Origin of the sequence: Limnohabitans sp. (genome assembly GCF_031538885.1) — a bacterium.
GTDB lineage: Bacteria > Pseudomonadota > Gammaproteobacteria > Burkholderiales > Burkholderiaceae_C > Limnohabitans.
On the sequence record NZ_JAVKLW010000136.1, the window covers coordinates 38,734 to 63,839 of the forward strand.

29 protein-coding genes are annotated in these 25,106 nt (G+C 58.6%); 13 read left to right on the plus strand and 16 right to left on the minus strand.

The annotated features are described in order from the left end of the window. Positions 1-11 precede the first annotated feature (11 nt). The 3 genes from RMS03_RS11090 to RMS03_RS11100 are packed head-to-tail and all read left to right on the plus strand — an operon-like array spanning position 12 to position 2,403. Positions 12-668, plus strand: coding sequence for a protein-L-isoaspartate O-methyltransferase (locus tag RMS03_RS11090; protein ID WP_310627112.1), 657 nt, complete (start codon positions 12-14; stop codon positions 666-668). 9 nt (positions 669-677) lie between these two features. After that, a complete protein-coding gene (locus RMS03_RS11095; protein WP_310627113.1) occupies positions 678-1,019 on the plus strand; it encodes a rhodanese-like domain-containing protein in 342 nt (113 codons plus the stop codon). Positions 1,020-1,035: 16 nt separating this feature from the next. Beyond that, the gene (locus tag RMS03_RS11100; RefSeq protein ID WP_310627114.1) at positions 1,036-2,403 is read left to right on the plus strand and encodes a TolC family outer membrane protein; all 1,368 of its coding nucleotides are present in this window, start codon (positions 1,036-1,038) and stop codon (positions 2,401-2,403) included. On the opposite strand, the gene RMS03_RS11105 is transcribed toward RMS03_RS11100, so the two are convergent. From RMS03_RS11105 to RMS03_RS11115, 3 genes are read right to left on the minus strand one after another with little or no spacing between them, the layout of a single operon-like run. After that, complete coding sequence (locus tag RMS03_RS11105) at positions 2,400-3,698, minus strand: 3-deoxy-D-manno-octulosonic acid transferase (protein ID WP_310627115.1); 1,299 nt, start codon at positions 3,696-3,698, stop codon at positions 2,400-2,402. The genes RMS03_RS11100 and RMS03_RS11105 overlap by 4 nt on opposite strands. Continuing rightward, positions 3,695-4,675, minus strand: a complete 981-nt coding sequence (waaC, locus tag RMS03_RS11110) for a lipopolysaccharide heptosyltransferase I (protein WP_310627116.1) — start codon at positions 4,673-4,675, stop codon at positions 3,695-3,697. The genes RMS03_RS11105 and waaC overlap by 4 nt, the downstream gene beginning before the upstream one ends. Positions 4,676-4,704: 29 nt before the next feature. Beyond that, complete coding sequence (locus RMS03_RS11115; protein ID WP_310627117.1) at positions 4,705-6,105, minus strand: phosphomannomutase/phosphoglucomutase; 1,401 nt, start codon at positions 6,103-6,105, stop codon at positions 4,705-4,707. A 104-nt stretch (positions 6,106-6,209) separates the two neighbouring features. Between RMS03_RS11115 and RMS03_RS11120 the strand changes: the two genes are divergently transcribed. The 3 genes from RMS03_RS11120 to RMS03_RS11130 all read left to right on the plus strand — a co-directional run bounded on the left by RMS03_RS11120 (position 6,210) and on the right by RMS03_RS11130 (position 8,056). Continuing rightward, entirely contained in the window at positions 6,210-6,716 is a 507-nt protein-coding gene (locus RMS03_RS11120; RefSeq protein WP_405023531.1) for a methylated-DNA--[protein]-cysteine S-methyltransferase, read from the plus strand. Next, positions 6,713-7,612, plus strand: a complete 900-nt coding sequence (locus tag RMS03_RS11125; RefSeq protein ID WP_310627118.1) for a DMT family transporter — start codon at positions 6,713-6,715, stop codon at positions 7,610-7,612. Before RMS03_RS11120 ends, RMS03_RS11125 begins: the two co-directional genes overlap by 4 nt. 198 nt (positions 7,613-7,810) lie before the next feature. Beyond that, positions 7,811-8,056 carry a hypothetical protein gene (locus RMS03_RS11130; RefSeq protein WP_310627119.1) on the plus strand — a complete coding sequence of 82 codons (246 nt, stop codon included), beginning with the start codon at positions 7,811-7,813 and terminating at the stop codon, positions 8,054-8,056. A 149-nt stretch (positions 8,057-8,205) separates the two neighbouring features. Here RMS03_RS11130 and RMS03_RS11135 read toward each other — a convergent pair whose 3' ends face one another. The 6 genes from RMS03_RS11135 to RMS03_RS11160 form a co-directional block, all read right to left on the minus strand. Further along, on the minus strand, positions 8,206-8,934 hold the full coding sequence (locus tag RMS03_RS11135; protein WP_310627120.1) for a lysophospholipid acyltransferase family protein: 729 nt from the start codon (positions 8,932-8,934) through the stop codon (positions 8,206-8,208). Then, the gene (locus tag RMS03_RS11140; RefSeq protein WP_310627121.1) at positions 8,934-10,262 is read right to left on the minus strand and encodes a dihydroorotase; all 1,329 of its coding nucleotides are present in this window, start codon (positions 10,260-10,262) and stop codon (positions 8,934-8,936) included. Before RMS03_RS11140 ends, RMS03_RS11135 begins: the two co-directional genes overlap by 1 nt. Then, positions 10,259-11,221, minus strand: a complete 963-nt coding sequence (locus RMS03_RS11145) for an aspartate carbamoyltransferase catalytic subunit (RefSeq protein ID WP_310627122.1) — start codon at positions 11,219-11,221, stop codon at positions 10,259-10,261. The genes RMS03_RS11140 and RMS03_RS11145 overlap by 4 nt, the downstream gene beginning before the upstream one ends. 124 nt (positions 11,222-11,345) lie before the next feature. Beyond that, positions 11,346-11,849 carry a bifunctional pyr operon transcriptional regulator/uracil phosphoribosyltransferase PyrR gene (pyrR, locus tag RMS03_RS11150; RefSeq protein ID WP_310627123.1) on the minus strand — a complete coding sequence of 168 codons (504 nt, stop codon included), beginning with the start codon at positions 11,847-11,849 and terminating at the stop codon, positions 11,346-11,348. Beyond that, entirely contained in the window at positions 11,846-12,295 is a 450-nt protein-coding gene (gene ruvX / locus RMS03_RS11155; RefSeq protein ID WP_310627124.1) for a Holliday junction resolvase RuvX, read from the minus strand. The genes pyrR and ruvX overlap by 4 nt, the downstream gene beginning before the upstream one ends. Then, a complete protein-coding gene (locus RMS03_RS11160; protein WP_310627125.1) occupies positions 12,295-12,984 on the minus strand; it encodes a YqgE/AlgH family protein in 690 nt (229 codons plus the stop codon). Before RMS03_RS11160 ends, ruvX begins: the two co-directional genes overlap by 1 nt. 22 nt (positions 12,985-13,006) lie before the next feature. Between RMS03_RS11160 and RMS03_RS11165 the strand changes: the two genes are divergently transcribed. Then, a complete protein-coding gene (locus RMS03_RS11165) occupies positions 13,007-14,494 on the plus strand; it encodes a deoxyribodipyrimidine photo-lyase (protein ID WP_310627126.1) in 1,488 nt (495 codons plus the stop codon). Between the two features lie 116 nt (positions 14,495-14,610). On the opposite strand, the gene RMS03_RS11170 is transcribed toward RMS03_RS11165, so the two are convergent. After that, complete coding sequence (locus RMS03_RS11170; protein WP_310627140.1) at positions 14,611-14,763, minus strand: rubredoxin; 153 nt, start codon at positions 14,761-14,763, stop codon at positions 14,611-14,613. A gap of 45 nt (positions 14,764-14,808) precedes the next feature. Between RMS03_RS11170 and RMS03_RS11175 the strand changes: the two genes are divergently transcribed. The 4 genes from RMS03_RS11175 (at position 14,809) to RMS03_RS11190 (ending at position 17,936) form a co-directional block, all read left to right on the plus strand. Beyond that, positions 14,809-15,768 (plus strand): hydroxymethylpyrimidine/phosphomethylpyrimidine kinase, encoded by a 960-nt coding sequence (locus RMS03_RS11175; RefSeq protein ID WP_405023532.1) that lies wholly within the window; start codon positions 14,809-14,811, stop codon positions 15,766-15,768. 13 nt (positions 15,769-15,781) lie between these two features. Beyond that, entirely contained in the window at positions 15,782-17,077 is a 1,296-nt protein-coding gene (hemL, locus tag RMS03_RS11180) for a glutamate-1-semialdehyde 2,1-aminomutase (protein WP_310627127.1), read from the plus strand. After that, a complete protein-coding gene (locus RMS03_RS11185) occupies positions 17,074-17,520 on the plus strand; it encodes a hypothetical protein (protein WP_310627128.1) in 447 nt (148 codons plus the stop codon). Before hemL ends, RMS03_RS11185 begins: the two co-directional genes overlap by 4 nt. A gap of 62 nt (positions 17,521-17,582) precedes the next feature. Continuing rightward, on the plus strand, positions 17,583-17,936 hold the full coding sequence (locus RMS03_RS11190; protein WP_310627129.1) for a DUF6172 family protein: 354 nt from the start codon (positions 17,583-17,585) through the stop codon (positions 17,934-17,936). Here RMS03_RS11190 and RMS03_RS11195 read toward each other — a convergent pair. Genes RMS03_RS11195 through dusB form a run of 4 tightly spaced genes read right to left on the minus strand, consistent with a single transcriptional unit; the run spans position 17,933 to position 22,152 of the window. Then, on the minus strand, positions 17,933-19,237 hold the full coding sequence (locus RMS03_RS11195) for a DEAD/DEAH box helicase (RefSeq protein ID WP_310627130.1): 1,305 nt from the start codon (positions 19,235-19,237) through the stop codon (positions 17,933-17,935). The genes RMS03_RS11190 and RMS03_RS11195 overlap by 4 nt on opposite strands. A gap of 9 nt (positions 19,238-19,246) precedes the next feature. Beyond that, positions 19,247-20,875 (minus strand): bifunctional phosphoribosylaminoimidazolecarboxamide formyltransferase/IMP cyclohydrolase, encoded by a 1,629-nt coding sequence (gene purH / locus RMS03_RS11200; RefSeq protein ID WP_310627131.1) that lies wholly within the window; start codon positions 20,873-20,875, stop codon positions 19,247-19,249. Positions 20,876-20,888: 13 nt separating this feature from the next. Next, positions 20,889-21,125 carry a helix-turn-helix domain-containing protein gene (locus RMS03_RS11205; RefSeq protein WP_310627132.1) on the minus strand — a complete coding sequence of 79 codons (237 nt, stop codon included), beginning with the start codon at positions 21,123-21,125 and terminating at the stop codon, positions 20,889-20,891. After that, the gene (gene dusB, locus RMS03_RS11210; RefSeq protein ID WP_310627133.1) at positions 21,118-22,152 is read right to left on the minus strand and encodes a tRNA dihydrouridine synthase DusB; all 1,035 of its coding nucleotides are present in this window, start codon (positions 22,150-22,152) and stop codon (positions 21,118-21,120) included. Before dusB ends, RMS03_RS11205 begins: the two co-directional genes overlap by 8 nt. Positions 22,153-22,286: 134 nt before the next feature. On the opposite strand from dusB, the gene RMS03_RS11215 reads away from it, so the two are divergent. Continuing rightward, entirely contained in the window at positions 22,287-22,763 is a 477-nt protein-coding gene (locus RMS03_RS11215; RefSeq protein WP_310627134.1) for a YqaA family protein, read from the plus strand. Positions 22,764-22,901: 138 nt separating this feature from the next. On the opposite strand, the gene RMS03_RS11220 is transcribed toward RMS03_RS11215, so the two are convergent. Continuing rightward, positions 22,902-23,645, minus strand: a complete 744-nt coding sequence (locus RMS03_RS11220; protein ID WP_310627135.1) for a 16S rRNA pseudouridine(516) synthase — start codon at positions 23,643-23,645, stop codon at positions 22,902-22,904. 25 nt (positions 23,646-23,670) lie between these two features. Between RMS03_RS11220 and RMS03_RS11225 the strand changes: the two genes are divergently transcribed. Continuing rightward, positions 23,671-24,537: an alpha/beta hydrolase gene (locus tag RMS03_RS11225; RefSeq protein ID WP_310627136.1), complete on the plus strand. Its 867-nt coding sequence runs from the start codon at positions 23,671-23,673 to the stop codon at positions 24,535-24,537. Between the two features lie 41 nt (positions 24,538-24,578). On the opposite strand, the gene RMS03_RS11230 is transcribed toward RMS03_RS11225, so the two are convergent. Continuing rightward, complete coding sequence (locus RMS03_RS11230) at positions 24,579-24,728, minus strand: hypothetical protein (RefSeq protein WP_310627137.1); 150 nt, start codon at positions 24,726-24,728, stop codon at positions 24,579-24,581. Between the last annotated feature and the right edge of the window lie 378 nt (positions 24,729-25,106).

Sequence of the window (25,106 nt, forward strand, 5' to 3'; positions counted from 1 at the left end):
GGAGTTTTGCGATGAATACCCAAGAACAAGCCCGCTTCAACATGGTCGAGCAACAAATCCGCCCTTGGCAAGTGCTGGATACCCAGGTGCTGGCCGTGCTGTCTAAGGTGCCACGCGAATGGTTTGTGCCACAGGCCTACCAAGCTTTGGCCTATGCCGACACAGAGATCCCGCTGGGCCATGGCGAAACGATGGTGCCCCCACGTGTCGACGCACGCTTGATGCATGACCTGCACCTCACAGGCAGCGAAAAAGTTTTGGAAATCGGCACAGGCAGTGGCTACTTAGCCGCCCTCTTAGCTGGCCGCGCTCAGCGTGTGGCGAGCTTAGAAATCAACCCCGAGTTGGCCAGCAACGCCCGCAACAACCTGCAACGCGCCGGCATCACTAACGTGGATGTGCGCGTCGCGGACGGCAGCACAGGTGCTTCGGGCGATGCCCCGTTTGATGCGATTGTGCTAGGTGGCTCGGTGGCGGAAGTGCCACAAGCCCTGTTGCAACAACTCAAAGTAGGGGGCCACTTGCTGGCCATCGTGGGGCAAGAGCCCGCCATGGCGGCCACCCTCTACACACGCACCGCTGAAGCGGCTTGGAACAGCAAGGCGCTGTGGGACCACACCGCCCCACGTTTGCAAGGCTTTGCAGAGCCCACACGCTTCAAGTTCTAAAAGCACGGCATGATGGATCAAGTTCAGCCCGCCCAGTTGCAAGACTGGATCGCCTCACAAACCCCCAACGGCACAACGGTGGTGTTGGATGTGCGTGAGCCTTGGGAGGTACAAACTGCCTGCGTCAAAGCACAGGGGTTTGAACTGGTGGAGATGGTGATGCACACCATCCCTACCAGATGGCAAGACTTGAGCCGAGATCAGCCGATTGCCTGCCTGTGCCACCACGGTGCGCGCAGCATGCAAGTGGCGGTATTTTTGGTGCAACAAGGTTTCAGCCATGTGGCCAATATCACCGGGGGTATCCACGCGTGGTCGTCACAAGTGGACGCCTCTGTGCCTACGTATTGATTTTTGAAAGAACTGAATGTCGCTTCATCGCTCACTGTTTTGTACCCTGCCGCTGACCGCTGCCGTGGTTTTAGCTTTTGCGTCTCAGGCACAGGCGCAAAGCTTGGTGGAGATGTATGACGCAGCACGCGGTTATGACGCTGGCTTTATCTCGGCCAAAGCGCAGTTTGAAGCGAACTTGGCCAAAGCTAATCAAACACTCGGCGGCATCTTGCCAAACATTGCTTTGTCAGCAAGTGCGACGCGCACGAACTTTGGCTACCGTCCTGACACCCCCAACCCAACCGCCACACCTCCAGTCGTCGCGTCAAAACGCTTGTACGGCACTGGCGTCGCCGCGGTCGCGCTCACTCAACCCATTTATCGCCCCGCCGCATGGGCCGTTTACCGTCAAGGCGGACATTTATTGCAACAAGCCGCGGCGCAGTACGAAGCGGCGGAGCAAGATTTACTGTTGCGCGTCTCGCAAGCCTACTTTGATGTGCTCATTGCCGAGGACAGCTTAGAACTGGTGAAAGCACAGAAGAAAGCCGTGGCCGAGCAATTGGCGTCGGCCCAGCGTAATTTTGAAGTGGGCACGGCCACCATCACAGGTGTGCGAGACGCACAAGCTCGCTTTGACTTGGCGAACGCGCAAGAGATTGCGGGTGACAACGATTTACGCATCAAACGCCTCGCCCTCGACTTGGCTGTCGGTTTGAGCAACGCCAAACCCAAACGCTTGGCCAATAACATCCAATTGATCAAACCACCCACCGAAGATGTGAACACGTGGGTGACACAGTCCGAAACCAGCAGCCCCGCCATCCGTCAGGCACAGCTCGGATTAGAAATTGCATCCCTTGAAGTCAACAAAGCCACGGCGGGTCACAAGCCCACCTTGGATGCGCAAGTGTCCTATGCGGGCGTTCGCAACGTGGACGGCAGTGCCACGAGCGCCGTCCCCTCGCACATCTACAACCCATCCGCGGTCATCGTGTTGAACGTGCCCCTCTTTGCAGGCTTTAGCACCATGTACAAAGTCAAAGAAACCATGGCCTTGGAAGACAAAGCACGCTCAGATTATGAGAACGCGCGCCGCGCCACCGCACAAGCCACGCGCACCGCCTATTTCGGTTTGATGGCAGGACTGAGCCAAGTCAAAGCCTACGAAGCCGCAGAAGCCTCCAGCCAAAGCGCCTTGGATGCCAACAAATTGGGTTACTCAGTGGGCGTGAACATCAACATTGATGTGCTGAACTCACAAAGCCAGCTCTACCAAACCAAGCGCGACTTGGCTAAAGCGCGTTACGACGTGTTGGTCACCACCCTGAAATTGCGCCAAGCTGCTGGCACGTTGACGCCTGCGGATTTGCAACCTATCAACGATTTGCTCGCGCCTTAATTTTCGGCCAAGTACGGCAGCAGCACTTGCACCGTGCGCTGTGCTGCCCCACGATGGGCTTGTGAAAATGTCATGCACGCCTGCACATGGGCACGTTCATCCGGCGCAAAGCTCACCAGTTGCAAGGCCGTGATCGCGGCCTGTGCCATGTCCGCCACGCGCAGCGCAGCGCCTGCGTCTTCGGCCAGTTGCGCTGCTTCGGCAAAGTTGAAGGTGTGCGGCCCCATGATCACAGGGCAACCGCAAGCGGTGGCTTCAATCAAGTTTTGCCCCCCAAACATCGCAAAACTACCGCCCAGCAAGGCCACCTCCGACAAGCCGTAATACAAGGCCATTTCACCCAACGAGTCGCCTAGCCAAAGGGCATCGTCCACTGATGCCTGAGGTCTAAGGCCATCAGCCCACGTGCTGCGGCGCGACAGGCCCCAACCGCGTTGCGTGATCAAGGCAGCGACCTCATCGAAGCGCTGTGGATGACGCGGCACGATCAGCCAATGCACGGCATGGATGTGATGGCGGTGATCGCGTGGCAGATCTTTGAGCGCTTGCAAGGTATCCAACCACATGACTTCTTCGCCTTCGCGGGCGCTGGCTAACAACACCACAGGGCGTTGGAGCCGTTGCTTCCAAAGCTGTGCTTGTGCCAGTTGAGCGACGTCGGGTTGCGCGTCGAACTTCACATTGCCCAACACGCCCTTTACGGGGGCGCCTAGGGTGCGTAAACGCACCGCATCGTCTTGTGTTTGCGCCCACACGGCAGACAAGCCTTGGTAAGCAGGACGCGAGAGCCAAGACAAACGCTGTGCTTGGCGCCTGCTTCTTTCGCTCATGCGTGCATTGACCAACACCAAGGGGACGTTCGCTTGGCGACACTGGGCCACCCAGTTGGGCCACAACTCCGTCTCGAGGAGGATGCCCAAGCGAGGTTGGAAGTGCGCCAAAAAACGTCGCACCACCGCTGGCGTGTCCCATGGTTGCCAGACTTGCACGTCACCGCCTTGCAGCAAGCTCATCCCTTGTGCGCGCCCTGTGGCGGTGCCGTGGGTCAGCACGATACGGATATGCGGACATGCGGCGCGCAGTGCTTGCAGCAACACAGCCGCAGCGCGGGTTTCACCCAAAGAAACGGCATGCACCCACACACAACAACCCTCTGTGGCTGCCTGTGTGTAGTGGCCAAAGCGCTCGTCGATGGCATGCAAATAGCCCGCCTCGTCACGGCCACGGCGCTGTAGTTTGCGACGCAATAAGGGCTGCAAAAACCACATCAGCAGACTGTAAAAAGTCAGTGTCATGACGGACCGCTTTGTGACTTGAAGCAAGCCAGCCACGCATCCCACACCCCATCCACCGTGGGTGTGGGGCAATCGACCACGCTACGCTGACGTGCGCTGTCTTGCGGGCCTGTGCGCCAAGCGGTGTCGAAGTTATAAATTTGAACGTGCGGCAAATCGAGGGCCACGGCGATGTGACTCAAGCCGCTGTCCACACCAATCACGCCCGTGCATTGCGCCATCTCGGTGGTGAGCTGATCGAGTGACAAACGGGGCCACACCACGCCCCCCGGGAGCATCTCGGCCAAGGCCGTGCTGCGCAGGTGTTCGGCTTCGTTGCCATGCGGCAGCGCGACATCCAAGCCCATTTTTTTCAGGCGTGCGCCAATGTCAAACCAGTGCGCCAAAGGCCATTCTTTGTCTTCGCGTGAGGTGCCGTGTACCAACGCCACCAAAGGCTTGCGTTGCGCACCCGCAAGGCCCAAGCCATAGTTCAAGTGCGCGGACACGTCGTAGCCCAAGGCTTTGGCACACATCACACGGCCACGCGCCACCGCATGGATGTGCGGCGTGATGGGCACAGCCACATCGGCCACCCACCGCGTGGGGCGTTCGTAAGCTGAACCATCCGTGCGGTTGGCCAAGGCATAGCGCTTGCCACCCTTGGTCTTGCGTGTCAGCCAAACAACCAAGGCCGATTTGGTGAGGCCTTGCAAGTCGAGGATGACGTCGTAAGCCTCTTTCTGCACCTCGACTTTGAAGGCTCGCCACTCGGCACATGTGGATAGGTGAGTATCGGTTTTGAAAAAAGATTTACGCCAGCGGCGCAGGTCACAGGCAATGACGCGTTGCACAGCCGCACAGCGTGCCGCCAAAGGTGCAAAGTCACGCTCAACCACCCAGTCGATCTGTGCATTCGGAAACGCCGCTTGAATGTCCATCACGGCAGGCATGGCATGCACCACATCGCCCAACGACGAGAGCTTGATGATCAGCACCCTCAAAGGCGCTTGTCTATCACGCACACTCAATGCGCAGCCTCTTGAAACTTCGCATCGGGTTTGACGCGACGCAGCAGCGCCAGCATGTCGTGCTCAATGCGGTGGAGTGCGGCTTGGGTTTGGCCTTCAAAGCGCAGCACCAGCACAGGCGTGGTGTTAGAGGCGCGGATCAAACCAAAGCCATCGGCCCAGTCGATGCGCAAGCCGTCAATCACACAAGCTTCTGGTATGAATTCGGGCGAAGGCAGTTGATCGGATGAGACCAAGCTTTGCAACTCAGCACTCACGCGGTGTGGCTCCCCCTCGGCACAACCTACATTCAACTCAGGTGTGGAGAAGTTGGTAGGCAAGGCGTTGAGCACGGCATTGGCATCGGGGCTGCGGCTCACGATTTCAAGCAAGCGACAACCGGCGTAGGTGCCGTCATCAAACCCATACCAACGCTCTTTGAAAAAGATGTGGCCACTCATCTCGCCGCCCAAAGGCGAATCGACTTCTTTCATCTTGGCTTTGATGAGCGAGTGACCTGTTTTGAACATCAGGGCTTGACCGCCCGCTTCGCGGATAGCGGGGGCCAAACGTTGCGAGCACTTGACGTCAAACACAATCGCGCCACCGGGCACGCGTGACAACACGTCTTGCGCAAACAAGGCCATTTGACGATCGGGGTAAATCGTTTCACCGTCTTTCGTGACGATGCCTAAGCGGTCGCCATCGCCGTCAAAGGCCAAGCCCAATTCAGCGTCTGTGGTTTTCAAAGCCGCGATCACGGCTTTCAAATTCTCAGGCTTGCTGGGGTCTGGGTGATGGTTGGGAAAGTTGCCATCCACCTCACTGAACAACTCCAACACGTCGCAGCCCAAAGCGCGGAAGATGCTAGGCGCTGTGGCCCCTGCAATGCCGTTGCCGCAATCGACCACCACTTTCATCGGGCGGCTCAGGCGCACGTCGCCCACGATGCGAGCGATGTAGTCAGCCGTGACGTCGACTTGCTTGACGCTGCCGCCCGCTTTGAGCGTCCAGCGCTCGGTCTCGATGATCTGGCGCAAGCCTTGAATTTCGTCGCCATAAATGGCGCGCCCCCCCAAGACCATTTTGAAACCGTTGTAATCCTTGGGGTTGTGACTGCCCGTAACTTGGATACCGCTTTGGCACAGCGTACTGGCCGCAAAATACAGCATGGGTGTGGTGACGGCGCCCACATCAATCACCTGCACACCCGCCTCGACCAAGCCGCGAATGAGGGCCTCGACCAGCGAGAAGCCACTCAAACGGCCATCACGACCCACCGCCACGGTGGACTGGCCTGATGCAGCCGCATGCGTACCAAAAGCACGGCCCAAGGCTTCGGCCACCTCTATATTGAGCGTAGAAGGGACGACACCACGGATGTCATAGGCTTTGAAGATAGAGGCGTTGACTTGCATAAGAAATAGATTGTAGAGAGCCCAGCGCTGCCCCAACGAGTACCTCTATGATGACCATACCCACAAAATCGCAGTGCCGTTTAACGCCTCATGCCATGCGCCTGATGACCAGACCAACTCTCTATCAATCGCACACCACTTCACCACTGGGGGATGTGCTGCTGGCGGCCACCGAGCAAGGCTTAGCAGGCGTGTGGTTTGTACACGGCCAAGCGCACATGCCCGACACCCGCCACTGGATCACGGACACCACACACCACACACACACCACCTTGCAAGCCGCTGCCCAGCAATTACACGAATACTTCAAAGGCCAACGTCTGCGGTTTGAACTGCCCCTGCACCCCGCATGGGGCACCTCCTTCCAACGTGCGGTTTGGCACGCACTGCAAGCCATTCCTTACGGCAATACTCAGACTTATGGCGATATTGCGCGCGGCATTGGTTACCCAAAAGCGGTGCGCGCAGTGGGTGCTGCGATTGGTCAGAATCCGCACAGCATCGTCGTGCCCTGCCATCGTGTCGTGGGTGCGAACGGGGCACTCACAGGGTTTGCCGGCGGTTTGGATCGCAAACAATACTTGCTCGCACACGAGGCCACCTGCGCATGAACGAACCGGCCTTGCATTGGCGTGAGTGGGTGCCTGAGTTCGTGCTACTGGCTGTGCTGTGGGGCTCCTCTTTTTTATTCATGCGCGAAGGTGCTTACGCCTTTGGTCCTGTCCCCACGGCATGGGTGCGCATTACCTTGGCAGCCCTCATGCTGACGCCAGTGTTGATGTGGTGTGGCGGCTTATCCGTGCTGCGCCAGCACTGGCGCACCACCTTGTCCTCGGGCTTGCTCAATGCAGGCATTCCCTTCGCTTGCTATGCCTATGCGCTGATGCATATCAGCACTGGCTTGTCATCTATCTTGAATGCAACCACGCCTTTGTTCGGCGCCCTCATCGCTTGGGTTTGGTTGGGTGACAAGCTCAACGCCTCACGGGCCTTGGGATTGGCAATGGGTTTCGCAGGTGTGGTCATCCTTGCCAGTGATGTACCAGGGGGCATCTCGTTCAAAGCAGGAGGTGTCGGCCTAGCCGTGGTGGCTTGCTTGGTGGCCACCTTGTGTTACGGCGTGGCAGGCAGTGTGACCAAGCGCTATTTGCAGCAGGTGCCTTCACTGGTCACCACCACCGGTAGTTTGTGGGGCGCGAGTATTGGACTCGCGGCACCTGCCCTGCTGACTTGGCCCGCTGAGACGCCACCGCCACAGGCATGGGCGGCACTGGGTATTGCAGGATTGTTGTGTACCGCCTTGGCCTATGTCTTGTACTTTCGCTTGATGGTGAGGACGGGCCCCGCCCGCGCCATGACTGTGACGTATTTAATCCCCGTGTTTGCGAACTTGTTCGGGGTGATTTTTTTAGACGAGGTCATCACGCATTGGATGATGGGCGGCGGCGTGGTGATTGTGCTGGGCACCGCATTGGCCTCTGGTCTGATCAGCCCCAAACTGCGTTGAGCAGCACACATTTAACAGCACACAAGGCCGAAGTCTGTTACACTCAGTTATCGCTTTAGTCGACTTTTAGCACGCATGCTCTACATGGCCGTGTAGCTCCTCAGCAGAGGGGCGTTTAAGTAAATTCCCACTTCTTCGCGTATTTCAACGAGTCCTTTCAGGGCTGCGTTTTCTCGTTCTACTTTTTAAAAGATTTCCATGATTCCCGCTATTCATATTGACAACAATTCCATCACCCTCGGCAAATACCGCATTGCCGCTTGTCCACGTGCCTTACCCAGTGGTCGCTTTGCCGCCCAAGTCTCTGTCGCCAGTGGTCACGGCAGTGCCAGCACGGCCCGCATCATGTGCTTCATTGATGACTTCGCAACCCATGACGATGCCGCCAACTATGCACTCGCACAAGGTTTAGATTGGGTGCACGAAACATCGCAAACCCACTGATCGTCAGCGTCTTTACAAAACTTCAGCAAAGAAATCGCACCCAAGTACACACGAAAAACTTAGGGGCGATCTGCACAACGCATGCATTTGCAATCAGCACCTTACGCACCATCCACAGGCTGCTCTGCGCAAACACCACCAGCCGCTGGCTAAAGCAGATGAGCCACCGTAGCGTGCAAGTCTTGCGCCCATTCGCGGCGGCTGCGTCCATCCGCATATTGTTTATCGCCGTACCGCACTTGCGCCAGCAGGGGTGGCGCGCACAAGGTGCGCCAAAGTGAGCTGGCCAAGGTGTCGTCATCGCGGTAGCAGGGGGCCAGACTCACGTCATGTGTGTGCGCATCAATGAACTGCAAAGCAACGGGCTGAATGGGCGCATGGGCCGCAACGGCGGCTTGCAACAAATTGGCATGGAACGGTAGCACGGTGATGCCATCACCCGTAGCGCCTTCTGGAAACACCGCCAACACGTGGCCTTGCTGCAAAGCTTCTGCCATCTGGTGCACCACGCGCATGGCGTCGTTGCGCGAGCCGCGTTCGATGTAGAGCGAGCCGCCACCCGTGGTGAGCACACCCACCAAGGGCCAGCTGCGAATCTCCGACTTGGCCACAAAGCGGCAATGGCAAGCGGCGTGCATCACCAAAATATCCAACCACGAAATGTGGTTGGCGGCCATCAGCACCGGCCCTAGCGCGGGGTGACCTTTGACACGCACCTCAATGCCGATGATGGCCAACATGCCACGCGCCCACACCTCCACAGCACGGGCTTGTTGATCGTCGCTGAGTTTGGAAAAACCAAGGCGCACATGCCAATAGCCACGCAGCACCCACGCAATGACGCGCACAAACTTGGCGATGGCGTTCAGGCTGCGCATCACGTGACTTGGTAGGCCACACGGCCTGCTACCAAGGTGGCTTTGACACGTGCGGGCAAGACCATGCCCGTCATCTCAAACGCAAACGGCGTGTGCTTGCCTTGGCTATGCAGGGCGTCAGGGGTGACTTGCCATTCCGCCTTGGGGTCAAACACCACGAGGTCTGCCACGCCACCCACATGCAACTGACCGATGCTTTGACTTTGGCCTTCTATCTTGCCCAGCACTTTGGCGGGTTGCGAGGTCAACACGTCGAGTGCGCGCAGCAAGCTCACTTGGCTGTCGTGTGCCCATTTGAGTGAAAGGCTGAGCAACAACTCCAGGCCCGTCGCCCCCGGCTCTGCCTCGGCGAACGGCAAAGCTTTGGCATCCACATCCACTGGCGTGTGGTCGGACACCAGCGCGTCAATCGTGCCGTCGGCCAAGGCTGCACGCAGTGCCTCACGGTCACGCTGTTGGCGCAGCACAGGGGTCACGCGGGCGCGGCTGTCGAAGTAACCAATGTCGTGGTCGCTCAGGTGAAGCGAGTTGATACTCACGTCCGCCGTCACAGCCAAACCTTCTTGCTTGGCAGCACGCACCAGCGCCACACCCTCGGCGCTAGAGATGCGGCACAAATGCACGCGCGCGCGGGTAGCGCGCATGAGTGCAAAGATGGTGTGCAAAGCAATTGTCTCTGCCGCCACCGGCACACCACTCAAACCCAAGCGGGTGGCCAGCGGGCCGCTGGCGGCCACGCCTTTACCCAAGTGCATGTCTTGCGGACGCAGCCACACGGTGTAACCAAAGGTCGAGGCGTATTGCAAAGCACGTTGCAGCACTTGGGTGTTTTCCAAAGGCACTTCGGCTTGACTAAAGCCCACACAGCCTGCGTCGGTGAGGTCTGACATTTCGGTCAGCACCTCGCCCTTCAAACCGCGGGTGAGTGCGCCGAGCGGGAACACGCGGGCGCGGTGTAATTTCTCGGCACGAAACTTGAGCATCTCAATGAGACCGGGTTCGTCCAACACGGGGTCGGTGTCGGGTGGACACACCAAACTGGTCACGCCCCCCGCCACCGCAGCCAACAACTCGGAGGCCAACATGCCTTCGTGTTCGTAGCCGGGTTCTCGCAAGCGCACTTGCAAGTCCACCAAGCCGGGGGCGACGATGCAGCCTTTGGCGTCGATTGTTTGTTCGGCTTTGAAGTTGGCGGGCAGTTTTTCGCCACTCTTCGCGTCAGTTTTCACAATCGCCACGATGTGACCGTCGGCCACCGCAACATCGGCAGTGTGGTCAAAGCCAGAGGCTGGGTCGATGACACGACCGTTTTGAATCAGGATGTTCATGCTTCATTCCCCGCCACGATGGACATCACGGCCATACGCACAGCAATACCAAAGGTCACCTGCGACAAGATGACACTTTGCGGCCCATCGACCACGGCCGAGTCAATCTCCACACCCCGGTTGATGGGGCCCGGGTGCATGACGATGGCGTCGGGCTTGGCCAGTTGCAACTTTTCTTGCGTGAGGCCAAACGATTTGAAATATTCTTGGCTCGAAGGCAGCAACGCACCGCTCATGCGTTCGTTTTGCAAGCGCAGCATGATGACCACGTCGCAACCCTTGATGCCTTCTTCGAGGTTGTTGAACACCCGCACACCCATAGCCGACAAGTCGCTGGGCACCAAGGTCTTGGGGCCGACCACGCGCACTTCGGCGCAGCCGAGGGTGGTGAGCGCATGGATGTCCGAGCGCGCCACGCGTGAGTGCAACACATCACCCACGATGGCCACCGTGAGGTTGGTGAAATATTTTTTGTAGTGGCGGATGGTGTACACGTCCAGCAAACCCTGGGTGGGGTGTGCGTGACGGCCGTCACCCGCGTTGACCACGTGCACATGCGGGGCCACGTGTTCGGCAATGAGGTAAGGCGCACCCGACTCGCTGTGGCGCACCACAAAAATGTCGGCCGCCATGGCGCTCAGGTTGGCGATGGTGTCGAGCAAGGATTCGCCTTTGGCTGCGGATGAGCGTGCGATGTCGAGGTTGAACACGTCGGCCGACAAACGCGTAGCCGCAATTTCAAACGTGGTGCGGGTGCGGGTGCTGTTTTCAAAAAACAGGTTGAACACACTTTTGCCTCGCAACAAAGGCACCTTCTTGACTTCGCGGTCGTTGACCGAGACGAAGTTAGCGGCCGTGTCGAGGATGTGCGTCAAGATGTTGCGCGACAAACCTTCGGTGGAGAGCAGGTGAATCAGCTCGCCGTTTTTATTGAGTTGGGGGTTGCGTTTGTAAAGCATGATTTAGGCCTCCTACCGGGCCGCCCCAAAGGAGGCCTGCGCCCCACAATTGCGCGAAGCGCAGGGCGAGCCTGCACGATGGGGCAGTGAATACACGAAGTGAGAAGCGTGGGGGTGCATGTTCTTAGCCCTTCACTGAAAAATTGAATTGGCCGTTGTCGCCTTTGGTCAGCGCCAGCGATTGGGTGGCTGGCAGGGCCACGCGGGCTGCCGCGTAGGCGGCCTGAATAGGCAACTCACGACCGCCACGGTCCACCAACACGGCCAACTGCACGTTGGCAGGACGGCCGTAGTCAAACAATTCATTCAGCACCGCACGGATGGTGCGTCCGGTGTAGAGCACATCGTCCAGCACGATGAGGTGCGCGCCGTTGACTTCAAACGGCAATTTGGTTTGTCCGCCATCGGCCAAGCCGCGCTGTGCAAAGTCGTCGCGGTGCATGGCCGACGAAATGCTGCCCACCTCGCCTTCGAGTTGCAGATCTTTTTGCAAACGTGCCGCCAACCAAGCACCGCCCGAGGTGATGCCCACCAAACGTGTGGTGGGCGTGAGCATGCTGCGCACGCCTTTGAGCAGCTCGGTGTACAAGCTCTCCGCATCCAGCATGAGGTTTCCGTGGGTACTCATAGGTTCTCTCGAAAAAATTGATTGAGGATGATGCACGCCGAGGCTGCGTCTGCGTCTTTGGCGCCCTGACTGTGCGCTTCGGTGGTGCTGTAACGCTCGTCCACTTCAAACACTGGCAGCTTGAAACGTCCGTTCAACTGACGCGAAAATTTTTTAGCCTTGGCCGTGTTCTCGTGGGCCGCACCATCGGGGTGATAGGGCACGCCCACCACCAGCGCATCGGGTTGCCACTCGGCAATGCGCTGGGTGATGAGTGCCCAACGGGCATCGCCCTCGGCATTGACGGTGGCCTGCGGTTGCGCGTCACGCAACATGCGGCTGCCATAGGCCACACCGGTGCGTTTGACACCGAAGTCAAACGCGAGGAAGGACTGAAAGTGCGCAGGCACCGCAAGCTTGGCCGCTGACACCAACGGCGCACCCGCTTGCATGGTCTCGGCGCTCATCATGAATGCCCTACTTCGCCTGACAGCATCCATGACTCTAAGCCCAGCAACTGCATGGCGCGTTCGTAGCGCCGCTCCACAGGCGTGTCAAAAATCACGGCGGTATCTGCGCCTACCGTGAGCCAACTGTTCTCGGCCAACTCAGACTCCAACTGGCCTTCACCCCAAGCCGAGTAGCCCAAAGAAATCAACACACGCTGAGGGCCTGCGCCCACGGACAAGGCTTCGAGCACGTCTTTGGAGGTAGTCATCTCCAAACCGCCGGGAATAGTCATGGTGGAGGCATACACGGATTCTTTGCCACTCACAGCGCTCAGGGCCGCTGCCTCTTGGGCTGCTTCAACGGTCTCCTCTTGGGCTGCTTCAATGGCAAGGTCTTGAACCGCTACATCCACGGGCACATCCGCCCACATCGCGTCGTGTAACACAAAGCCGCGCTCGGTATGCACGGGGCCGCCTTGCAGCACGGGGGCATTCATCAGGTCTTGGCGATGCAGGGGTAAATCGACTTTTTCAAACAAACACTTCATCGAGAGTTCGCCGGGTTTGTTGATGACCAGGCCGAGTGCGCCGCGCTCACTGTGCTCGCACACATAGACCACACTTTTGGCAAAAGCCTCATCCTCCAAACCAGGCATGGCAATCAAAAAATGATGCGTTAGGTTGATGGAGGCAGAATCAGCGGTCATTCAGCAATTTTAAAGGGTGAACATGCCTAAGCTCTCGCCTCATTCACCGCACGTCGACAAAGGTCTGATGTGGTTCCGCCGCGACCTGCGCGCGTTTGACAACGCAGCGCTGTTTCACGCCCTCAAAAGCTGCAAACAAGTGCACTGCGTGTTCGTGTTTGACAAGGCTATCTTGGACACCCTGCCGCGCGCCGACCGTCGCGTGGAGTTCATCCGCGAATCCCTGGTGGCGCTGGATGCCGAGCTGCACGCCGTAGCAGGCCAAGCCGGTGCGGGTCTGATCGTGCGCCATGCCGCGGCCGAAACAGAAGTGCCACGCCTCGCCCACGAGCTGGGTGTGCAAGAAGTGTTTGCTAACCACGATGACGAACCCAGCGCACTGACCCGCGACGCCCATGTACGCGGTGGCTTGGCCAACTTTGGCATTGGCTTTCAAACCTTCAAAGACCATGTGATTTTTGAGCGCAGCGAGGTGCTGACCCAAATGGGCAAGCCCTACGGCGTGTTCACGCCCTACAAAAACGCGTGGCTGCAAAAGGTGAACGACTTTTATTTGAAGTCTTACCCCGTGGGCAAATACATCAAGGCCTTGGCTGCGCGACCCAAGGTCTACCAAATGCCGGCCCCCACGCTGGCCGAGATTGGCTTTGAGCCTACCAACCTCAGCAGCCTGCACGTGCCCACGGGCAGTCCTGGCGGCTTGGCCCTGTTTGAAGATTTCTTCGAGCGCATGGACAAGTACGACGAGGCCCGCAACTTCCCTGCCATCAAAGGCCCCAGCTACTTAGGCGTACACCTGCGCTTTGGCACGGTGTCGATTCGCCAACTCGCCGCCACGGCCTACAAGCGCATGCTGGTCGGCTCAAAAGGCGCGGAGACGTGGCTGTCTGAGCTGATTTGGCGAGATTTTTATCACCAAATCTTGCACCACCACCCGCGTGTGGTGACGGGTGCGTTCAAGCCCGAGTACAACGACATCAAATGGGACCACCACAAACATGCCAAAGAACTGTTTGCCGCGTGGTGCGAAGGCCGCACCGGCTACCCGCTGGTCGATGCTGCGATGGCGCAAATCAACCAAACCGGCTACATGCACAACCGACTGCGCATGGTGGTGGCCAGCTTCTTGACCAAAGACTTAGGCATTGATTGGCGCTGGGGCGAGCGCTATTTTGCAGAGCACCTCAATGACTTTGACCTCGCCGCCAACAACGGCGGCTGGCAATGGGCCAGCTCCACCGGCTGCGATGCCCAGCCCTACTTTCGCATCTTCAACCCCACCAACCAGAGCGAGAAGTTTGACCCCGAGGGCAAGTTCATCCGCCGCTATGTGCCCGCACTGAGCCAACTCAGTAACAAAGCCATCCATGCGCCGTGGTTGGCCAAACCGATGGAGTTAGAAGAAGCGGGCTTGGTGTTGGGCCGCGATTACCCCAGACCTATCGTGGACCATGCCGAGGCACGTGCGCACACGCTGGAGCGGTATGCGGTGGTGAAGAAGGTGAAGTAGTTGCCGTCACTCACCGCGCAAGGCCGCCAGAACATGGGCTTGCGGCTCACGCATGCTGCCAACCGCGAAATGTTGCAGCAAGCGGCTTTCACACTGTGCGCGCATATCCATGAGGTTTAGATTTGCACCATCTCAAAGTCTTCTTTACGTGCGCCGCACTCTGGACAGGTCCAGTTCATAGGCACATCGGCCCACGCAGTGCCGGGGGCGATGCCGTGCTCAGGGCAGCCAGCCTCTTCGTCATAAATCCATCCACAAATCAGACACATCCAAGTATTTGCCACGGTATTTCTTTCGTCAACGCATAGAATGAAATGCATTGTATCGACTGGCTCATGGCGCAAGAAAACACCCCCCTCCCTACCGGCATCGCGTTGTCTGATGAAACCAGCGGTGCCCTCCCGTGCGTGCTGGTGTTCAACGCCAGTGACCCCAGCGGCGCTGGCGGCTTGTCTGCGGATGTCTTGGCAAGTGCCTCCGTGGGCGCTCACGCACTGCCCGTTGTGACAGGTGCTTACGTGCGCGATACCGCCGAGATTTTTGGCCACGTCGCGTTTGACGAAGACGCCGTGGCCGAGCAAGCACGTAGCGTGCTGGAAGACGTGAGCGTGCACATCATCAAGGTCGGTTTTTGCGGTAACCCCGAAAACCTCAGCGTGATTGCCGAAATCTGCACCGATTACGCTGAATTGCCCGTCATCGCCTACATGCCCAACCTCTCTTGGTGGGAAGACGAGCAGATTGACGCCTACCTAGACGCTTTTCGTGAACTCATCCTGCCCCAAACCACGGTACTTGTGGGCAACCACAACAGCTTGTGGCGTTGGTTGCTGCCAGACTGGAGCAGTGAGAAAAGCCCGAGCCCACGCGACATTGCGCGTGCCGCCGCCGAAGTGGGCGTGCCGTATGTATTGGTAACCGGCATCAACCACCCCGACCAACATATCGAAAACGCCCTCGCCACCGCCCACACGGTGATAGTGAGTGAGCGTTTTGAGCGCTTCGATGCCGTATTTGCAGGCGCGGGTGACACCCTCAGTATCGCGCTGGCCGCTGTGTTGGCCGCTGGCACCGACCTTGAGCTGGCCACACGCGAAGCCCTGAACTACTTGGACCAATGCCTCAACAGTGGCTTTCGTCCGGGCATGGGTCAAATTCTGCCCGACCGTTTGTTTTGGGCTGAACCCGACGACGACGAAGTTGGCGAAGACAGCGATGGCTTACCGGCCACCGCAGAAGACTTCTCGCTGCCACGCCACGAAACCAAACATTGATTTTTAGAAAACCATGACCGACTTGAACCAAACCCTGTTTGACCGCGCTGCCCAAGTCATCCCCGGCGGCGTGAACTCGCCCGTGCGCGCGTTTCGCGCCGTGGGTGGCACCCCACGCTTTGTGCAACGCGCCCAAGGCGCTTACTTTTGGGATGCCAACGGCCAACAATACATCGACTACATCGGCTCATGGGGCCCCATGATCTTGGGCCACGGCAACCCCGTGGTACTGGAGGCGGTGCAAAAAGCAGCGTCGGATGGCTTCTCATTCGGTGCCCCCACCGAACGCGAGATTGAACTGGCTGAAGAAATCTTGAAGCATGTGCCCTCGATGGAGATGGTGCGCTTGGTCAGCTCTGGTACCGAAGCGGGCATGAGCGCCTTGCGCTTGGCGCGTGGGGCCACAGGCCGCAGCAAGTTCATCAAGTTTGAAGGCTGCTACCACGGCCACTGCGATGCCTTGCTGGTCAAAGCCGGCTCGGGCCTTGCCACGTTTGGCAACCCCACCAGCGCCGGCGTGCCGCCTGAGGTGGTGCGCGACACACTGGTGCTGGAGTACAACAACATCAGCCAACTCGAAGAAGCTTTTGCATTGCACGGCAAAGAACTGGCCTGCGTGATGATCGAGCCCATCGCGGGCAATATGAACTTTGTGCGCGCCAGTGTGCCGTTTATGAAACGCTGCCGCGAGTTGTGTACCGAGTACGGCGCGCTGTTTGTGTTTGACGAAGTGATGACGGGGTTCCGCGTCGCACTGGGCAGTGCCCAAAGCGTGTACGCCAAACTCATTCCCGGCTTCCAACCCGATGTCACGGTGCTGGGCAAGGTCATTGGCGGCGGCATGCCGTTGGCCGCTTTTGGTGGCCCGCGCGCCATCATGCAACAGCTCGCCCCGACTGGCCCGGTGTACCAAGCCGGTACCTTGAGCGGCAACCCCGTGGCTACCGCGTGCGGCTTGGCCACGTTGCGCGAAATTGCCAAGCCCGGTTTCTATGAAGTCTTGGGTGTGCGCACGCAAAGCTTGGTCGATGGCCTCAAAGGTGCCGCCGCGAAAGCAGGCGTGTCATTCAGTGGTGACTGCCAAGGCGGCATGTTTGGCTTTTTCTTGTTGCCCGAGCTGCCCCAGAACTACGCCAAGGTCATGGCCAGCGACAGTCCGAAGTTCAACAAACTTTTTCACGGATTGCTCGACCGTGGTATATACATCGCACCCGCCTTGTATGAGGCAGGCTTTGTCAGTGCGGCACACACCGACGCCGACATTGCGCAAACCGTGGCAGCGGCGGCCGAAGTGTTTGCGCAGCTATGAAAACAGCATGGCTAGCCTTGGCCATCGCAGCCACGACACCAGCTGTCATGGCCGAGGTGTGGGTCAACCCTGGGTTTTATTCATACCACTTCCAACGTGACCGGGGGTTTAACAACGTCAATACTGGGTTGGGTTTTGAGACTGTGTTGACCGACACCTACTCTGTCACCGCAGGCTTTTTTCACAACAGCGACCGCGAAACCTCGCGCTATGTCGGTGTGTACGCCATGCCCTTCAAGATTGGCACATTCAAAGCGGGCGCTGCTGTGGGTGCGTTCGATGGGTATCCCAAAATGCGTGAGGGCGGCTGGTTCCCGGCTGTCATTCCCACGGTGGCGTATGAGGGGCCACAATTTGGCTTGAACGTCAGTGTCATCCCCACCGTGGGCGAAAAGCTCCATGGGGCCGTCACGTTTCAGTTCAAGTACAAACTCATCCCGTAATTCTTTTTCTCTTTTTCTCTTTTTCTCGTCCTTTTCGGGCGTTTTTACCCACAAGGACTTTCATGAAAAAAACATTCCAACTGCAGATCGAAGGCAAACACCCCGAGCGTTTGCTAGAAGCCACCAAGCACGAGATTCGCAAATACCTCAAACGCGACCGCCGTCGTGACTTGCCCGAAGGCGCTGACTTTTGGGACTTCGATTGTAAATTCGGCTTGACCGAAGACACCGCCGAAGTGGTGCACTTGGCCAACGTGATCACCTGCATCGACACCGCCGTGGCCAACCAAGCCACACAGTTTTACGTCGAACTATTGGCCAAGCCCGGCGTGCGCACCAAGCGCCCAGCAGGCGAAGCGCGCGAGCATGTGGAACGCCACGCCTTGGACGGCTTGGATGACGACAACAACGATTAAGGCTTTTCCGAGGCGGCCCGCAATTTGTCTTTCTTGCTAGGGCGTTTGCCTTTGATACCGCCCGTGCCGTCGTTCAAGGGTGATGCTGGCGGAGGCACTTCGGTGGGCTCGAAGCCTTCGAGCACTTCAAGTGGCAGCTGCACTTGAACGCGGTTTTGAATCAGCCGCCAATGTGCCAGCGTGGCGGCCGTCACAAAGCTCACCGCTTCACCATGCGCACCGGCGCGGCCTGTGCGACCAATGCGATGGGTGTAGTCGGTGGCCGAGCGCGGTAAGTCGTAGTTGACCACCACGGGCAGCTGCGCGATGTCAATGCCGCGTGCAGCGAGGTCGGTGGTGACCACCACTTCCCAGCGTTCTTCTTTGAACTCGGCGAGCACATCTTGGCGTGCGCCTTGGCTCATCTCGCCATGAAACGCGGTGGCAAACACACCCGCTTTGTAGAGCTTGTTGGCCACATGCTCACACGCGTAACGCGTGGCGACAAATACCAGCACGCGCTTCCACACGTGGTTTTTGATGAGGTGACGCAGCAAGGCCGTGCGACTTTTTTCATCCACTTGAATGGCGCGTTGCGCAATGTCGGGCGTATGTTCTTGCGTGTGCGCGATGGTGATGCGTGCGGGGTCGTGCAGCAGGGCTTCGACCAAGGTTTGCACCGCAGGCTCGAAGGTGACGCTGAACAACAGGTTTTGTCGTTTAGCAGGCAGCAGCGCCAGCACACGTTGCAACTCTTCGGCAAAACCGAGGTCAAGCAACCGGTCGGCTTCGTCCAGCACAAGGTGTTGCACTTGGCCCAAGTTCAAAGCGTTGTGGTCTACAAGGTCAAGCAAGCGCCCGGGCGTAGCCACCACCACATCGGCACCGCTGCGCAGGCTCATCATTTGGGGGTTGATCGACACACCACCAAACACCGTGCCCACTTTGATGGACTGCGTGAGGGGGCGCGCCAAATCACGCAACACATCGCTCACCTGTGTGGCCAGCTCGCGTGTGGGGACGATCACCAGCACTTGGGTGATGCGCTTTTTGGGTGCCTCGTCACGCAAGGTCGCAGTGGCCATGAGCAGCTGCAACACGGGCAGCACATAAGCAGCTGTTTTGCCAGAACCAGTTTGGGCTTGGGCCAGCACATCGCGGCCATTCAACACGGGACCGATGGCTTGCACCTGCACAGGCGTGGCAAGCGTAAAGCCCGCTTGAGCGGCTGAGTTTTGTAACTCGGCGTTGAGGCCGAGTTGGGCAAAGCTCCAGACAGATTGCGCCGCATCAAGCGGCGCGTTGTGGTTGTCAATGTTCAATGGATGCGATCAATGACGGAAGTGACGCACACCCGTAAACACCATGGCCACACCACGCTCGTTGGCAGCGTCGATGACCTCTTGGTCGCGCATCGAACCGCCAGGCTGGGCCACGCAGGTGGCGCCTGCGTCCACCACCACATCGAGGCCGTCTCGGAAGGGGAAGAAGGCATCACTCGCCACCACGGTGTGCTGCAGGCTCAGCTTGGCCGCTTCAGCTTTGATGCTGGCGATGCGGGCGGAGTCGAGACGGCTCATTTGGCCTGCACCCACGCCACGGGTCTGTCCGTTTTTGCAGAACACGATGGCGTTGGATTTGACGAACTTGGCCACTTTCCAAGCGAACAGCAGATCGTGCAACTCTTCAGGCGTGGGTTGTTTGACCGTGACGATCTTCAAGTCAACCAAAGCCAGCTCGTGGTTGTCGGCGCCTTGCAGCAACAGGCCCGAGCCCACGCGCTTGGTCTCCAAGACGTTGCGCACATGGCCGTAGTGGGCGGGCAAGGCGATTTTCATCAGGCGCACGTTCACTTTGCTCTTGAACACGTCGAGCGCTTCGGCGCTGAAGTCAGGGGCCATCAGCACTTCGACGAATTGCTTGCTCACCGCTTCGGCAGCGGCTTTGTCCACGGGGCGGTTGAAGGCGATGATGCCGCCAAACGCGCTGGTCGGGTCAGTTTGGAAGGCTTTGCTGTAGGCCTCGAGCGGGTTGGCGCCCACGGCCACGCCGCAGGGATTGGCATGTTTGACGATGACGCACGCGGCAGACTGTGAAGGGTCGCCGTTGGCTCCCGTGTCCAAGCTCTTCACGCATTCCCAAGCTGCATCGGCGTCGGCGATGTTGTTGTAGCTGAGTTCTTTGCCTTGCAACTGCACACCGGTGGCCAGCGAACCCGCAGCAGGTGCGAGGTCACGGTACCAAGCAGCTTGCTGGTGGCTGTTTTCGCCGTAGCGCAGATCTTGCATCTTGACGTACTGCGCGTTGAACTGGCCGCTGAATTGGGCGCGTTCGGGCACGTAGGTTTCACTCAGCTTTTGGGCTTCAAAGTTGACGCTCGACAAATAGTTGCTGATCGCACCGTCGTATTGGCTGATGCGGTTAAACGCGGCCATGGACAAAGCAAAGCGTAGCTTGTCGCTCAGCTTGCATTGACCTTGAGCCTTTGATGCTTTGAGTTCTGCAATCACCTCCGCGTATTGACTGGCGTCGGTGACGACGCCCACGTCTTGCCAGTTTTTCGCGGCAGAGCGCACCATGGCGGGGCCACCGATGTCGATGTTCTCAATCGCATCAGCCAGTGTGCAGCCAGGCTTGGCGACGGTGGCTTCAAACGGGTAGAGGTTGACGATGAGCAAATCAATCGTGTCGATGTGGTGCGCCTTCAAAGCCGCCATGTGCTCAGGCGTGTCGCGACGCGCCAGCAAACCGCCGTGGACTTTGGGGTGCAGAGTTTTCACACGGCCATCGAGCATTTCGGGGAAGCCGGTGACTTCGGCCACTTCGGTCACGGGCAAGCCTTGGTCGGCCAAGAGCTTGGCCGTGCCACCCGTGGAGATCAGGCCCACGCCCAAGGCGTGCAAGTCACGCGCGAGTTCAACGATGCCAGTTTTGTCAGAGACGGAGATGAGTGCTTTCATTTGGGGTGCAGTCTTATTTGATGAGTTTGTGATCGAGAAGTTTTTTGCGCAGCGTGTTGCGGTTGAGGCCCAGCCATTCGGCAGCGCGTGACTGGTTGTCGTCAGCGTGCTGCATCACCACTTCGAGCAGCGGTTTTTCAACCACGCGCACCATCATGTCGTGCAGGTTGTCGGGCTCTGTGCCTTTGAGGTCGCGCAAATAGGTTTCGAGGCTGGCGCGCACCACCTCTTCAATGTGTTTTTTACTCATGCAAAGCCAACGGTTCTTCTAATAAAACAGGGTCGGGCAAGCGCTCGTGACGCTCGGCCAAGTCATCGAAGAAGGCAGCGACGGCGCGGTGCTGCGACGCGCTGTCTTCTAGGGAGTTCATGTGTTGGCGAAACGCAGCGCCCCCAGGCAAGCTGCGGATGTACCAAGCAATGTGTTTGCGTGCGCTGCGCACGCCAGTGCGCTCGCCATACAGGGCGTAGTGCTCGTCGAGGTGCGCCAGCAAGAGACGGCTCACCTCTTCAACCAAGGGCTGAGCCAAATGCTCGCCGGTGGCCAAGTAGTGCGCGATTTCGCGAAATATCCAAGGGCGGCCTTGCGCGGCGCGGCCAATCATCAGGGCATCCGCGCCGGTGAGCTTTAAAACTTCTTTGGCTTTCTCAGGCGAATCAATGTCGCCATTGGCTACCACGGGCACGCGCACGGCAAGCTTTACGGCAGTGATGGTGTCGTACTCGGCCAAGCCTTTGTAGCCTTGCTCGCGGGTGCGGCCATGCACGGTGATCATTTGCACGCCTGCGGACTCAGCGGCACGGGCCAAAGCCACGGCGTTTTTGTGGGCGTCGCACCAACCCGTGCGCATCTTCAAGGTCACGGGCACGTTGTGGGGCTGCGCGGCATCCACCACCGCTTGCACGATGGACAGGGCCAGCGGCTCGTCTTGCATCAGGGCTGAGCCTGCCCATTTGTTGCACACCTTTTTGGCGGGGCAACCCATGTTGATGTCGATGATTTGCGCACCGCGCTTAATGTTGTAGACCGCGGCCTCGGCCATCGTGGCCGCATCCGTGCCTGCAATTTGCACGGCGATGGGGCCGCTCTCGCCCGTGTGGTCGGCGCGGCGTGAGGTTTTGAGGCTGGTCCACAAATCTTTGCGCGAGGTGACCATCTCGCTCACGGCATAGCCCGCGCCCAACTGTTTGCACAACATGCGAAACGGTCGGTCGGTCACGCCAGCCATCGGCGCGACAAACAGGTTGTTTGCCAGTGTGTAGGGACCGATGCGCATGGGGAGGAAAAGTGAGGCGTGCTTAAAAAGGAGGCATGATTGTAGCTGCTGAAAATTTCGGCATGCGCTCCCTTAAATGACTATTTTGTAAGGATCTCCAGAGATTCTTCGCATCGGTCGATACACTCCACCGCATGGAAATTTGGATGCAATCTGTGCTCGCCGCCTTGGCCCTGCCCCAATACGGCCTGAGCACCGTGTTTGTGGTGTCGCTGGTGTCAGCCACCTTGCTGCCACTGGGCTCAGAGCCCGTGGTGTTTGGCTTGGTCAAATTCAACCCCGATCTGTTTTGGCCAGCCATTTGTGTGGCCACCGCTGGCAACACGATCGGCGGTGCCATCAGCTGGTGGATGGGCCACGGTGCGCACAAGGTGAGCGACAAACTGCGCCACCAAGAAACATCTCCCCAAGACGCCCGCGCCCTGCGCTGGCTGCAAGCCCTAGGCCCCAAAGCCTGCCTGCTGAGCTGGCTGCCCGGCGTGGGCGACCCGCTATGCGCCGTGGCCGGCTGGCTGCGCCTGCCCTTTTGGTCCTGCGTGGCCTACATGGCGATGGGTAAATTGGTTCGGTATGTGGTGATGACGGGTGGGTTGCTTTGGGTATTTGCGTAGCATTAACATTTCTCAGGGGCTCGGCGTGAACCTGGGCATGGGGGTATTTCAGCAGCCTACTAGGCCACTGCACAAAAGGAATTGACCTTCATCAAACCTGATGGATCCAGCGCCAACAAGCCCTCGCGCACCGCCCGACTAAGCGTTGGTAGTGAGGCGTTTCAATTCATCTGCACTGATCCAACGCCACTGCCCCGGCGCCAAATCTGCAGGCAAGGGTATGACCCCGATGCGTGAGCGGTGCAGCCCCACCACTTTGTTGCCCACCGCAGCCAACATGCGCTTGACTTGGTGGTACTTGCCTTCGGTCAAGGTCAGCCGCAAGTGGTGCGTCGTCACCGCTACACAAGCAGCAGCCTTCACGGGTTTGGGCGAATCGTCCAGCACCACGCCATCGAGTAGTCGTTGCACTTGTTTCTCATCAAGTGGGGCGTCGGTGGTGACCTCGTAAACCTTGGGCACGTGGTGGCGAGGCGAACTCATGCGATGAATCAACGGGCCATCATCTGTCAGCACCAACATCCCCGTGGTGTCTTGATCCAAGCGCCCTACCGCTTGCACGCCTTGCACCGCGCTTTTTTGCGGACGCTGGCGCAGCGCGGGTGGCAACAAGGTATAGAGGCTAGGCCAAGCGGAGGGCTTGTGCGAACACTCATAGCCCGCAGGCTTGTGCAGCAACACATAGGCCTTGGCGTGGTAGGGCCACAGCACACCTTGCACCGAGTACTGCAGGCCTTCGTGAGTCTTCACATCTTGCAGCGCGTCGTCGCAGGTGACCAAGCCCTCACCCAAATCGACCTGCACGTAGCCTTGTTGAATGAGGCCCGCACAAATACGGCGTGTGCCAAAACCTTGAGAGTACAAAATATCTTGCAATTGCATGGCTCAATCGTAAACTGAGCCCACCATGAGACCCAGTTCACACTATTTGCAATGCCACGGCTTCAACATCCACTACACCGCATGGGGCGATGCGTCGCTGCCCGTGGTGGTGGCTTGGCATGGTTTGGCGCGCACCGGCCGCGACTTTGACGCGCTGGCCGAGCAACTCGCGCCCCACTACCGAGTGATTTGCCCAGACACAATTGGCCGAGGCCTGAGCCAATGGAGCCATGCGCCCAAGGACGATTACAGCTTTACCACCTACGCTCGCATCACCTTGGATTTAATGGATGCGCTGCACATCGCACAAGCCCACTGGATTGGCACGTCGATGGGCGGTGCCTTGGGGCTGATCTGTGCGGCGGCACTAGAGCTGCCCGCCCTTCAAGGGCGCATCCGCAGCTTGGTGCTCAACGACATCGCCCCCGAAATTTCAGCTGCCGCAGTGGCGCGTATCAAGGCCTACGCAGGTCAGCCCCCCGCCTTTGACACCGTGCCTGAACTAGAGTCTTTCTTCCGCCAAGCCTATGCACCGTTTGGCTTTCACACCGATGCGCAATGGACGCACTTGACCGAGACCTCCACCCGCCGCTTGCCCGATGGCCGTATGACACCGCACTACGACCCCAACATCACGCAACAGTTTTTTCGTGAAGTACCCGAGTACCCCATGTGGGACGCCTACGACACACTCCACATTCCCGTCATGGTGATGCGCGGTGCGAACTCCGATTTGATTTCAACGGACACCATCCAAGCCATGCGCACACGCGGCCCCGGCGCCAAAGGCTTGCTGCAAATGCAAGAGATTGAAGGTTGCGGCCATGCACCCGCATTGAACGTGCCTCAGCAGTGGCAGTTGGTGATGGCCTTTTTAAAATCGGCAGACTAAGCAGCGCTGGTGACGCACACGGCTCAGACCTGTGTTGCCACCTACAACAGGTGCTTGTGCATCACCGCCACAAACGCCTCTGAGCCCTCAAAGGCGGTCAGCCACTGCGCCAACTGTGGCCAAGGCTGCGCCTCAAACCATGCACGATCCGTACGGGCAAACTGACGCACAAACGCTTTTCCCAAGTTCACCTCAGCCCATGCCGCGCACTTCGCCGAGTCGCTGAAACACCAAGGGCGGGAGCTGCAATGCGGTCCTCACCACTGCGCCGCCTTTGTAGCCTTGGATATGGCGCAACAGCACACCGAAGCGGGCTGGCTCTGAATTTGGACAAGACAAAACCCCGCTTTCGGTGGAGGTTGCAACCGCTTTGCTCAAGGCGTCATCACACACTGGGGCTTTCGCCTTGGGGTGGACTTCAACACACTGTGACCTTACCCCTGAAAAACGTACTCCTTAGCTGATAGGTAAAAATCAGTTTTAGGAGAGAGAAATGAGCGATTCGATACGACGGGCGCGGTACGCACTGGAATTCAAGCTGGAGGCCGTCAGGCTGGTCAAGGGTGGGC

Excerpts from the sequence above, each read along its gene's own strand:
- RMS03_RS11215 (WP_310627134.1), top strand. The coding sequence starts at position 22,287 with ATGGAAATTTGGATGCAATCTGTGCTCGCCGCCTTGGCCCTGCCCCAA.
- RMS03_RS11120 (WP_405023531.1), top strand. The coding sequence starts at position 6,210 with ATGACCAGACCAACTCTCTATCAATCGCACACCACTTCACCACTGGGG.
- pyrR (WP_310627123.1), bottom strand. The coding sequence starts at position 11,849 with ATGAGTACCCACGGAAACCTCATGCTGGATGCGGAGAGCTTGTACACC.
- RMS03_RS11125 (WP_310627118.1), top strand. The coding sequence starts at position 6,713 with ATGAACGAACCGGCCTTGCATTGGCGTGAGTGGGTGCCTGAGTTCGTG.
- dusB (WP_310627133.1), bottom strand. The coding sequence starts at position 22,152 with ATGCGCATCGGTCCCTACACACTGGCAAACAACCTGTTTGTCGCGCCG.
- RMS03_RS11090 (WP_310627112.1), top strand. The coding sequence starts at position 12 with ATGAATACCCAAGAACAAGCCCGCTTCAACATGGTCGAGCAACAAATC.
- RMS03_RS11160 (WP_310627125.1), bottom strand. The coding sequence starts at position 12,984 with ATGACCGCTGATTCTGCCTCCATCAACCTAACGCATCATTTTTTGATT.
- RMS03_RS11100 (WP_310627114.1), top strand. The coding sequence starts at position 1,036 with ATGTCGCTTCATCGCTCACTGTTTTGTACCCTGCCGCTGACCGCTGCC.
- RMS03_RS11205 (WP_310627132.1), bottom strand. The coding sequence starts at position 21,125 with ATGAGTAAAAAACACATTGAAGAGGTGGTGCGCGCCAGCCTCGAAACC.
- RMS03_RS11115 (WP_310627117.1), bottom strand. The coding sequence starts at position 6,105 with ATGCAAGTCAACGCCTCTATCTTCAAAGCCTATGACATCCGTGGTGTC.
- RMS03_RS11145 (WP_310627122.1), bottom strand. The coding sequence starts at position 11,221 with ATGCTTTACAAACGCAACCCCCAACTCAATAAAAACGGCGAGCTGATT.
- RMS03_RS11185 (WP_310627128.1), top strand. The coding sequence starts at position 17,074 with ATGAAAACAGCATGGCTAGCCTTGGCCATCGCAGCCACGACACCAGCT.
- ruvX (WP_310627124.1), bottom strand. The coding sequence starts at position 12,295 with ATGAGCGCCGAGACCATGCAAGCGGGTGCGCCGTTGGTGTCAGCGGCC.
- RMS03_RS11165 (WP_310627126.1), top strand. The coding sequence starts at position 13,007 with ATGCCTAAGCTCTCGCCTCATTCACCGCACGTCGACAAAGGTCTGATG.
- RMS03_RS11095 (WP_310627113.1), top strand. The coding sequence starts at position 678 with ATGATGGATCAAGTTCAGCCCGCCCAGTTGCAAGACTGGATCGCCTCA.
- RMS03_RS11130 (WP_310627119.1), top strand. The coding sequence starts at position 7,811 with ATGATTCCCGCTATTCATATTGACAACAATTCCATCACCCTCGGCAAA.
- RMS03_RS11175 (WP_405023532.1), top strand. The coding sequence starts at position 14,809 with ATGCATTGTATCGACTGGCTCATGGCGCAAGAAAACACCCCCCTCCCT.
- hemL (WP_310627127.1), top strand. The coding sequence starts at position 15,782 with ATGACCGACTTGAACCAAACCCTGTTTGACCGCGCTGCCCAAGTCATC.
- RMS03_RS11225 (WP_310627136.1), top strand. The coding sequence starts at position 23,671 with ATGAGACCCAGTTCACACTATTTGCAATGCCACGGCTTCAACATCCAC.
- RMS03_RS11135 (WP_310627120.1), bottom strand. The coding sequence starts at position 8,934 with ATGCGCAGCCTGAACGCCATCGCCAAGTTTGTGCGCGTCATTGCGTGG.
- RMS03_RS11190 (WP_310627129.1), top strand. The coding sequence starts at position 17,583 with ATGAAAAAAACATTCCAACTGCAGATCGAAGGCAAACACCCCGAGCGT.
- RMS03_RS11220 (WP_310627135.1), bottom strand. The coding sequence starts at position 23,645 with ATGCAATTGCAAGATATTTTGTACTCTCAAGGTTTTGGCACACGCCGT.
- RMS03_RS11140 (WP_310627121.1), bottom strand. The coding sequence starts at position 10,262 with ATGAACATCCTGATTCAAAACGGTCGTGTCATCGACCCAGCCTCTGGC.
- purH (WP_310627131.1), bottom strand. The coding sequence starts at position 20,875 with ATGAAAGCACTCATCTCCGTCTCTGACAAAACTGGCATCGTTGAACTC.
- RMS03_RS11170 (WP_310627140.1), bottom strand. The coding sequence starts at position 14,763 with ATGTGTCTGATTTGTGGATGGATTTATGACGAAGAGGCTGGCTGCCCT.
- RMS03_RS11105 (WP_310627115.1), bottom strand. The coding sequence starts at position 3,698 with ATGACACTGACTTTTTACAGTCTGCTGATGTGGTTTTTGCAGCCCTTA.